Annotated in this window: 9 protein-coding genes; 6 read left to right on the forward strand and 3 right to left on the reverse strand. The window is 55.7% G+C overall.

The window, feature by feature from the left end:
• Window positions 1–8: 8 nt before the first annotated feature.
• From nfi to FHD02_RS22520, 4 genes are all read left to right on the forward strand, one after another.
• A complete protein-coding gene (gene nfi, locus FHD02_RS22505) occupies window positions 9–689 on the forward strand; it encodes a deoxyribonuclease V (RefSeq protein ID WP_042314224.1) in 681 nt (226 codons plus the stop codon).
• 33 nt (window positions 690–722) lie between these two features.
• Window positions 723–1,313, forward strand: coding sequence for a YjaG family protein (locus FHD02_RS22510; RefSeq protein ID WP_042314221.1), 591 nt, complete (start codon window positions 723–725; stop codon window positions 1,311–1,313).
• A gap of 186 nt (window positions 1,314–1,499) precedes the next feature.
• Window positions 1,500–1,772, forward strand: a complete 273-nt coding sequence (gene hupA, locus FHD02_RS22515) for a nucleoid-associated protein HU-alpha (RefSeq protein WP_001044509.1) — start codon at window positions 1,500–1,502, stop codon at window positions 1,770–1,772.
• A gap of 11 nt (window positions 1,773–1,783) precedes the next feature.
• The gene (locus FHD02_RS22520; protein ID WP_137360353.1) at window positions 1,784–2,476 is read left to right on the forward strand and encodes a DUF1481 domain-containing protein; all 693 of its coding nucleotides are present in this window, start codon (window positions 1,784–1,786) and stop codon (window positions 2,474–2,476) included.
• Between the two features lie 77 nt (window positions 2,477–2,553).
• On the opposite strand, the gene zraP is transcribed toward FHD02_RS22520, so the two are convergent.
• Window positions 2,554–2,991: a zinc resistance sensor/chaperone ZraP gene (gene zraP, locus FHD02_RS22525; RefSeq protein ID WP_220394322.1), complete on the reverse strand. Its 438-nt coding sequence runs from the start codon at window positions 2,989–2,991 to the stop codon at window positions 2,554–2,556.
• A gap of 263 nt (window positions 2,992–3,254) precedes the next feature.
• Between zraP and zraS the strand changes: the two genes are divergently transcribed.
• On the forward strand, window positions 3,255–4,640 hold the full coding sequence (gene zraS / locus FHD02_RS22530) for a two-component system sensor histidine kinase ZraS (RefSeq protein ID WP_220394323.1): 1,386 nt from the start codon (window positions 3,255–3,257) through the stop codon (window positions 4,638–4,640).
• A gap of 5 nt (window positions 4,641–4,645) precedes the next feature.
• A complete protein-coding gene (gene zraR / locus FHD02_RS22535; RefSeq protein ID WP_137360350.1) occupies window positions 4,646–5,971 on the forward strand; it encodes a sigma-54-dependent response regulator transcription factor ZraR in 1,326 nt (441 codons plus the stop codon).
• Here the strand turns inward: zraR and purD are convergent.
• Together purD and purH are read right to left on the reverse strand one after the other, a co-directional pair.
• A complete protein-coding gene (purD, locus tag FHD02_RS22540; RefSeq protein WP_220394324.1) occupies window positions 5,968–7,257 on the reverse strand; it encodes a phosphoribosylamine--glycine ligase in 1,290 nt (429 codons plus the stop codon). The two genes, zraR and purD, sit on opposite strands and share 4 nt — an antisense overlap.
• 15 nt (window positions 7,258–7,272) lie before the next feature.
• The gene (purH, locus tag FHD02_RS22545; protein ID WP_220394325.1) at window positions 7,273–8,862 is read right to left on the reverse strand and encodes a bifunctional phosphoribosylaminoimidazolecarboxamide formyltransferase/IMP cyclohydrolase; all 1,590 of its coding nucleotides are present in this window, start codon (window positions 8,860–8,862) and stop codon (window positions 7,273–7,275) included.
• Between the last annotated feature and the right edge of the window lie 369 nt (window positions 8,863–9,231).

Below are 9,231 nucleotides of genomic sequence, written 5' to 3' on the forward strand. Positions count from 1 at the left end.
GAGCTATTATGGATCTCGCGTCGCTACGCGCTCAGCAGCTTGAACTGGCCTCTTCAGTGATCCGCGAGGATCGCCTCGACAAGGATCCACCGGATCTGATCGGGGGAGCGGACGTCGGGTTTGAGCAGGGTGGTGAGGTGACGCGGGCCGCGATGGTTCTGCTGAAGTATCCCTCTCTGGAACTGGTTGAATATACGGTGGCGCGTGTCGCCACCACTATGCCGTATATTCCCGGCTTTCTCTCCTTTCGTGAAACCCCCGCGCTGATGGCCGCCTGGCAACAGCTGTCGCAAAAACCTGATCTGCTGTTCGTCGACGGGCATGGTATTTCCCACCCACGTCGCCTGGGGGTCGCCAGCCATTTTGGTCTGCTGGTGGATGTCCCGACCATTGGCGTGGCGAAAAAACGTCTGTGCGGCAAGTTTGAGCCGCTCTCTGCCGAACCCGGTGCGCTCGCGCCGCTGCTGGATAAAGGCGAACAGCTGGCATGGGTCTGGCGCAGCAAAGCGCGCTGCAATCCGTTGTTTATCTCCACGGGTCACCGCGTGGGCATGGACAGCGCGCTGGCGTGGGTGCAGCGCTGTATGAACGGTTATCGCTTACCGGAACCGACCCGCTGGGCGGATGCGGTGGCATCAGAACGTCCGTCTTTTACGCGGCTTGCAGCAAAAACGCCCCATATCGGGTAAACTGCGGCTAATTTCCGTATTTGAGAACTCATCATGTTACAAAACCCTATTCACCTGCGCCTGGAGAAGCTGGAAAGCTGGCAGCACGTCACGTTTATGGCCTGCCTCTGTGAGCGCATGTACCCAAACTACGCCATGTTCTGCAAGCAAACGGAATTTGGCGATGGGCAAATTTACCGCCGAATTTTAGATTTAATTTGGGAAACGCTGACGGTAAAAGACGCGAAAATCAATTTCGACAGCCAGTTGGAAAAGTTTGAAGAGGCCATTCCTTCTGCGGATGATTACGATCTGTACGGCGTTTACCCGGCGATTGATGCCTGCGTGGCATTAAGCGAACTGATGCATTCACGTCTTAGCGGTGAAACGCTGGAGCATGCGATTGAGGTCAGCAAGGCATCGATTACGACGGTTGCGATGCTGGAAATGACCCAGGCTGGTCGCGAAATGACCGATGAAGAGTTGAAAGAGAACCCTGCCGTTGAGCAAGAATGGGATATTCAGTGGGAAATTTTCCGACTTTTAGCCGACTGTGAAGAACGCGATATTGAGCTGATAAAAGGGCTTCGTGCAGACCTGCGCGAGGCTGGTGAGAGCAATATTGGTATAAATTTTCAGCAATGACACCATAAAACGTGATTTAACGCCTGATTTGTCGTGCCTGAAGGCTTCCCATCCGCCCCCGGTCTGGTCTACATTTGGGGGGCGAAAAAAAGTGGCTATCGGTGCGTGTATGCAGGAGAGTGCTTTTCTGGCATTTCCGTCGCACTCGATGCTTAGCAAGCGATAAACACATTGTAAGGATAACTTATGAACAAGACTCAACTGATTGATGTAATTGCAGACAAAGCAGAACTGTCTAAAACACAGGCTAAAGCTGCTCTGGAATCCACTCTGGCTGCTATTACTGAGTCTCTGAAAGAAGGCGATGCTGTACAACTGGTTGGTTTCGGTACCTTCAAAGTGAACCACCGTGCTGAGCGCACTGGCCGCAACCCGCAGACCGGTAAAGAAATCAAAATCGCCGCAGCTAACGTACCGGCATTTGTTTCTGGTAAAGCACTGAAAGACGCGGTTAAGTAATTCGCGTGGCAGTGAACAGTTTTATCGAAGGGGCGGTTTCGCCCCTTTTGTCCATCTGGCGTCATTCGCTTTGGCTTTCAGGTGTTCTGTTACTGTCAGCCTGTGGTAGCCATTCTGAGCTTCCTCCGTTCACGGCCAGCGGCTATGTTGGCGACCAGGGGGCGGTACGCATCTGGCGTAAAGATTCCAGCGACGATGTTCACTTGCTCTCGGTATTTAGTCCGTGGCGTAAAGGCGATACCACCACCAGTGAATACCGCTGGCAGGGTGATTCGCTCTCTCTGATAGAACTCAACGTATACAGTAAACCGTCGGAACATGTTCGGATACGCTTTGATGACCGGGGCGAACTGAGTTTCATGCAACGTGAAGTCGACGGGCAAAAACAACAGCTTTCCAGCGATCAAATCGCACTTTACCGCTATCGCGCCGATCAAATCCGCCAGACCAGCGATGCGCTGCGTCAGGGACGGGTGATATTGCGTCAGGGACGCTGGCATGCGAATAACACGGTGACGACCTGTGAAGGTGAAACAGTGAAGCCCGATCTGGAATCGTGGGCGATTAACCATATTGAGCGCCGCCAGCGCCGTTCATCCGTAGAGGTGAGCGTGGCATGGCTGGAAGCGCCCGAAGGATCGCAACTGCTGCTGGTCGCCAATGAAGATTTTTGTCACTGGCAGCCGAAAGAGAAAACATTTTAACGCCGGATGGCGACGCACATGCGTCTTATCCATCCTCAGTAGTCCGATTAGCGTAGCGCCATCAGGCATTAAGTCCTTTACCAGTGTCCCATTCCCATATGACCGCCACCGCGATAGTTACCGCCGCATCCGCCGTAGCCCATTCCTGCACCACGTGGCACACCTGCCTCAGCCAGCGCGACATCACGCTTAACGCGTTGCTCATCCAGAGACTGATTCAGAGCCTCCATCTCTTTTGCCACGGCATTAATTTTTGCCGTGTCTGGCGAACTGGCTGTTAACAAGGCGTTGTACTCATAACGTTTGGAGACCAACTGTTGGCGTAATGCGCTGGTCTGTGAGTAGTAATCATCATAAATTTTCTGCGCGGTAGCCTGCTGCTCGGTAGTCATTGGTATGCCGGCCCGTTGCTGCATACCATCCCCATATCCCCAGTGATGTTGCGCCAGCGCTGGGGTGGAGCCTAGAGCGATAAGAGAGAGTGCAATCAGCGCCAGTTTGTTGTTCCGTTTCATTGTCCGTTCTCCTGTTGGTTAGCTTACATTCCCTTTTGCATCTTCCGTGCCAAAGCGGCAATCCAGGCCGTGCGGGCGTTGTTCTCGTCCTCTCGGTAGGGAAGCGAGTAAAAATGACTCGCCAGAATTCGCCTGCGGGTCATTTTTACCCGCTACTTACAGCAGTTTGTGTCTGAGGGCAGGGTTATCAGAGAGAAAAAATGGCATGATTTCTGCTGTATACCGGCAACGATGAAAGGAAACGGTGGGTAAAGGGAGAACGTATGCGTCTTTATAAGGACACGGTGGCAAAGTGGTTGAGCAGACTCTTGCTGGCGGCAATCCTGATGTTGGTCGGCTGGTTTTCGATTATGACCATACGGGACTATGGCCGGGAAAGTGATGCCGCCCGACAAACGCTCCTGGAAAAAGGCAGTGTGTTGATTCGCGCCCTGGAGTCCGGCACCCGTGTAGGCATGGGGATGCGCATGCATCATGCCCAGCAGCAGACGCTGCTGGAGGAAATGGCCGTACAACCAGGGGTGCTATGGTTTGCCGTCGTCGATGAGCATGGCGTCATTATTACCCACAGCAATTCTGCGATGGTGGGTAAATCACTTTATTCTCCCGATATCCTGCAGCAGCTACACCCCGAGGAACAAGAACGCTGGCGTAAAATTGAGATTCCAATGGGGGAGGGGGAAATAACGCCGGCACTGGAAATTTATCGCCAGTTCCAGCCGATGTATGGCCCAGGACGCCATGGCATGGCGCGTTGCGCCAGCAATGACGGGCAGCTTATCACCCCAACGCAGACCATATTTATCGCTTTTGATGCCAGCGACCTGGCCGCGACTCAGGCCAGAGAGTGGCGAAATACGCTGATTGTTTTGTCTGCGCTGGCGGCTGTGCTGCTGGCAACCGTGTTGACGTACTTCTGGTATCAGCGCTATCAGCGCTCGTATAAAGAACTACAGGATGCGATGAAGCGCAAAGAAAAGCTGATGGCGCTCGGGCATCTGGCGGCTGGCGTTGCACATGAGATTCGTAACCCGCTTTCATCCATCAAAGGCTTGGCAAAATATTTTGCCGAACGAACACCAGCTGGCGGTGAGTCCCACGAGCTGGCGCAGGTGATGGCGAAAGAGGCGGACCGCTTAAATCGGGTGGTGAGTGAGCTGCTGGAGCTGGTGAAACCCGCGCACCTGACGCTACAACACGTGGATCTCAACCAGGTCATCACTCACTCACTCCACCTGGTGAGTCAGGATGCCGCAAGCCGGGAAATCCAGCTACGATTTGCAGCCAATGCCACGCTGCCTGCCATCGAGGCCGATCCCGATCGGCTCACTCAGGTTCTGCTGAATCTGTATCTGAACGCCATTCATGCGATAGGCCGTCAGGGCACAATTACGGTTGAAGCGAGTGAAAGCAGCGCTGATCGCGTTAAAATCGTGGTGACCGATAGCGGGAAGGGGATTGCGCCGGAACAACTGGAGGCCATTTTTACGCCTTACTTCACGACTAAAGCTGACGGAACCGGTCTCGGGCTGGCAGTAGTGCAGAACGTAGTCGAACAGCACGGTGGTACCATTCAGGTGGCAAGCGTTGAGGGCAAAGGTGCGACCTTTACCCTTTGGCTGCCGACCAAAGTGAAACGACAGGATTAACAAGGATGACGCGCGGAAACATCAATATTCTGGTGGTAGATGACGATATCAGCCACTGCACCATTTTACAGGCGCTGCTGCGCGGCTGGGGTTATGAGGTTGCGCTGGCCTATAGCGGGCGAGCGGCTCTGGAACAGGTGCGCGAACGCGTATTTGATTTAGTGTTGTGTGATGTTCGCATGGCGGAGATGGACGGCATCGCAACGCTGAAAGAGATTAAAGCGCTGAATCCGGCGATTCCGGTACTGATTATGACGGCTTTCTCCAGCGTGGAGACCGCCGTTGAGGCGCTTAAAACCGGGGCGCTGGACTACTTAATCAAGCCGCTGGATTTTGACCGCCTGCAGGAGACGCTGGAAAAAGCGTTGGCGCATACGCGGGAAACGGGCGCTGAACTGCCATCGGCGTCGGCTGCGCAGTTTGGCATGATTGGCAGCAGTCCGGCGATGCAGAAATTGCTCAATGAAATCGCGATGGTTGCGCCCTCGGATGCTACGGTGCTTATCCACGGAGATTCCGGGACAGGGAAAGAGCTGGTTGCCCGCGCGCTACACGCCAGCAGCGCGCGCAGCGATAAGCCGCTGGTGACGCTAAACTGTGCGGCGCTGAACGAGTCTCTGCTGGAGTCCGAGCTGTTCGGTCACGAGAAAGGTGCGTTTACCGGGGCGGATAAACGTCGGGAAGGGCGTTTTGTCGAAGCGGACGGCGGCACGCTGTTTCTGGACGAAATTGGCGATATCTCACCACTGATGCAGGTGCGCCTGCTGCGGGCTATCCAGGAGCGAGAGGTGCAACGCGTTGGCGGTAATCAGACGCTGACGGTTGATGTACGGCTGATCGCCGCCACGCATCGTAATCTGGCCGAGGAGGTCAGTGCCGGGCGTTTTCGCCAGGATCTCTACTACCGTCTGAACGTGGTCACTATAGAAATGCCCGCATTATGTCAACGTCGGGAAGATATTCCGCTACTGGCGGAACATTTTCTCCAGCGTTTTGCCGCGCGTAACCGTAAAGCGGTGAAAGGTTTTACTCCGCAGGCGATGGATCTGCTGATTCACTACGGCTGGCCGGGAAACATCCGTGAGCTGGAAAACGCGGTGGAGCGGGCGGTGGTGCTGCTGACGGGCGAGTATATTACCGAGCGCGAGCTGCCGCTGGCTATTGCCGCGACGCCAATAAAAACGGAATACAGTGGCGAGATCCAGCCGCTGGTGGAAGTGGAGAAAGAGGTGATTCTGGCGGCGCTGGAAAAAACGGGCGGCAACAAAACGGAAGCCGCCCGTCAGTTAGGCATTACGCGTAAAACGCTGCTGGCGAAAATTTCGCGTTAGCGCTGTTCGCGTTCGATGGCGCGCCAGCCGATGTCGTTACGGCTGAAGCTGCCGTCCCAGCGGATGTCGGTCATCAGGGCGTAAGCGCGTTTCTGCGCTTCGGCGACGGTGTGGCCCAGCGCGGTGGCGCACAGGACGCGTCCGCCGCTGGTGAGCACGCGGTCGTCGTCGGCGAGCTTAGTGCCAGCGTGGAAGACTTTGCCGTCAGTTGAGGATTCCAGCGGCAGACCGTGGATCTCGTCGCCGATGCTGTAGCTGCCCGGATAACCGCCCGCGGCGATCACCACGCCTAATGAAGCGCGCTCGTCCCACTCGGAGGTTTTCTCATCCAGTTTGCCGTCGCAGGCGGCCAGGCACAGATCCACCAGATCCGACTTCATGCGCAGCATGATTGGCTGGGTTTCCGGATCGCCAAAGCGACAGTTGAACTCGATTACCTTCGGGTTGCCCTGCTTGTCGATCATCAGGCCCGCATACAGGAAGCCGGTGTAGGTATTCCCTTCCGCCGCCATGCCTTTTACGGTTGGCCAGATGATGCGTTCCATGGTGCGCTGGTGCACTTCATCAGTCACCACCGGCGCCGGGGAGTAAGCCCCCATGCCGCCAGTGTTCGGGCCGGTATCACCGTTTCCCACGCGTTTGTGGTCCTGGCTGGTGGCCATCGGCAGTACGTGCTCGCCGTCGACCATCACGATAAAGCTCGCTTCTTCACCGTCGAGGAACTCTTCAATCACGATGCGGTGGCCTGCATCGCCAAAGGCGTTACCCGCCAGCATGTCCTGCACGGCGGCTTCCGCTTCTTCGAGCGTCATCGCGACGATAACGCCTTTACCGGCGGCCAGACCGTCGGCTTTGATGACGATCGGTGCGCCTTTCTCGCGCAGGTAAGCCAGGGCTGGCTCAACCTCGGTAAAGTTCTGATACTCCGCCGTCGGGATATGATGACGGGCGAGGAAATCTTTGGTGAAGGCTTTGGAGCCTTCCAACTGTGCGGCACCTTCGGTTGGGCCAAAGATCTTCAGACCTGCGGCGCGGAACGCATCGACCACGCCAATCACCAGCGGCGCTTCTGGGCCAACGATGGTCAGGTCAATTTTCTCGTTCTGGGCAAAGCTCAGCAACGCCGGGATATCGGTTACGCCGATAGCCACGTTTTGCAGCGCGGGTTCGAGCGCGGTGCCCGCGTTGCCCGGTGCGACAAAAACGGTATCAACCAGCGGCGACTGCGCCGCTTTCCACGCCAGCGCGTGCTCACGCCCGCCGTTGCCAATCACTAATACTTTCATCGTCTGCTCCGTGGATTAATGGCGGAAATGGCGCATGTCGGTAAAGATCATCGCGATACCGTGTTCATCGGCAGCGGCAATGACTTCATCATCACGGATAGAACCGCCAGGCTGGATCACGCAGCTCACGCCCACGGCGGCAGCGGCATCAATACCATCGCGGAACGGGAAGAAGGCGTCAGAGGCCATCGCGGAACCTTTCACTTCCAGACCTTCGTCAGCCGCTTTAATCCCGGCGATTTTCGCGGAGTAGACGCGGCTCATCTGGCCTGCGCCTATGCCGATGGTCATATTCTCTTTGGCGTAAACAATGGCGTTAGATTTCACGAACTTTGCCACTTTCCAGCAGAACAGCGCATCGCGCAGCTCTTGCTCGGTCGGCTGGCGTTTGGAAACCACGCGCAGTTCAGCTTCGCTCACCATACCCAGATCCCTGTCCTGAACCAGCAGGCCGCCGTTAACACGCTTGAAGTCCAGACCCGGCACACGCTGTGCCCACTGACCGCAGGTCAGAACGCGAACGTTCTGTTTGGCGGCGGTGATTTTCAGCGCCTCTTCGGTTGCGGACGGGGCGATGATCACTTCCACGAACTGGCGGGAGATAATGGCCTGCGCGGTTTCGGCATCCAGTTCGCGGTTGAAGGCGATAATGCCGCCGAACGCGGAGGTTGGGTCGGTTTTATACGCACGGTCGTAAGCGTCGAGAATAGTGGTGCTCACCGCTACGCCGCACGGGTTGGCGTGCTTGACGATCACGCAGGCCGGCTCGTTGAACTCTTTCACGCACTCGAGTGCCGCGTCGGTATCGGCGATATTGTTATAAGAGAGGGCTTTGCCCTGAACCTGTTGTGCAGTGGCAACGGACGCTTCTTTCACATTCTCTTCTATATAGAAGGCAGCCTGCTGGTGGCTGTTCTCGCCGTAGCGCATATCCTGCTTCTTAATGAAGTTCAGGTTCAGCGTACGCGGGAAGCGACCGGCGGCTTCTTTGCTCTCACCGTGATAAGCCGGAACCATGCTGCCGAAGTAGTTGGCAATCATGCTGTCGTAGGCGGCGGTGTGTTCGAAGGCTTTAATCGCGAGATCGAAACGGGTGTCGAGAGTCAAAGAACCTTCGTTAGCATCCATCTCTTTAATAATGGCGTCGTAGTCACTGCTCTTCACCACGATGGCGACGTCTTTATGGTTCTTCGCGGCAGAGCGGACCATCGTTGGGCCGCCGATATCGATGTTTTCTACCGCATCTTCCAGCGAGCAGCCAACGCGTGCCACGGTCTCGGCGAACGGATACAGGTTAACGACAACCATATCGATAGGGGCGATGTGATGCTGCTCCATGATCGCATCGTCCTGGCCGCGACGACCGAGGATGCCGCCGTGTACTTTTGGATGCAGGGTCTTTACGCGTCCATCCATCATTTCCGGGAAACCGGTGTAATCGGAAACTTCGGTCACCGCCAGACCTTTTTCTGCTAACAGGCGGGCGGTGCCCCCCGTAGACAGCAGCTCCACACCGCGTGCGGAAAGTGCCTGGGCGAATTCGATGATACCGGCCTTGTCAGAAACACTGAGCAGAGCGCGGCGGACTGGACGACGTTGTTGCATGGTAAATCCCCTGGATTTGACTATTACAGAGAGCGTTAGGTGAATTCTTGCGTAAAAACTCAGCTAACGCCCCTTACGGGGCAGCCTTGTTGTGCGGTGGCATTGTAACGAAAACGTTTGCGCAACGCTCGCGAATTTTTCTCTTTCCCTCAATTCCATTCTTTCATCTCTATAGATGAGGGATAAAACCCAGTGACGATTGCAAGCGATCCATATTTTTGTGGATAACTCTGTGTGTAAATGGGTATAAGGCAGGGTTTTGCTGTGGAATGCAGCAGTCAGTCATTTTTCTGCAATTTAAGGGTTGCGGGCTGAAGGAAACTCCCTATAATGCGCCTCCATCGACACGGCGGATGTGAATCACTTCAC

This window comes from Citrobacter sp. EC_71, from assembly GCF_019584005.1.
Classification (GTDB): Bacteria; Pseudomonadota; Gammaproteobacteria; order Enterobacterales; family Enterobacteriaceae; genus Citrobacter; species Citrobacter werkmanii.

Bases quoted from the DNA above. Each gene is read 5' to 3' on its own strand.
- hupA (WP_001044509.1), top strand. From the start codon at position 1,500: ATGAACAAGACTCAACTGATTGATGTAATTGCAGACAAAGCAGAACTG.
- purD (WP_220394324.1), bottom strand. From the start codon at position 7,257: ATGAAAGTATTAGTGATTGGCAACGGCGGGCGTGAGCACGCGCTGGCG.
- zraS (WP_220394323.1), top strand. From the start codon at position 3,255: ATGCGTCTTTATAAGGACACGGTGGCAAAGTGGTTGAGCAGACTCTTG.
- zraP (WP_220394322.1), bottom strand. From the start codon at position 2,991: ATGAAACGGAACAACAAACTGGCGCTGATTGCACTCTCTCTTATCGCT.
- zraR (WP_137360350.1), top strand. From the start codon at position 4,646: ATGACGCGCGGAAACATCAATATTCTGGTGGTAGATGACGATATCAGC.
- FHD02_RS22510 (WP_042314221.1), top strand. From the start codon at position 723: ATGTTACAAAACCCTATTCACCTGCGCCTGGAGAAGCTGGAAAGCTGG.
- purH (WP_220394325.1), bottom strand. From the start codon at position 8,862: ATGCAACAACGTCGTCCAGTCCGCCGCGCTCTGCTCAGTGTTTCTGAC.
- nfi (WP_042314224.1), top strand. From the start codon at position 9: ATGGATCTCGCGTCGCTACGCGCTCAGCAGCTTGAACTGGCCTCTTCA.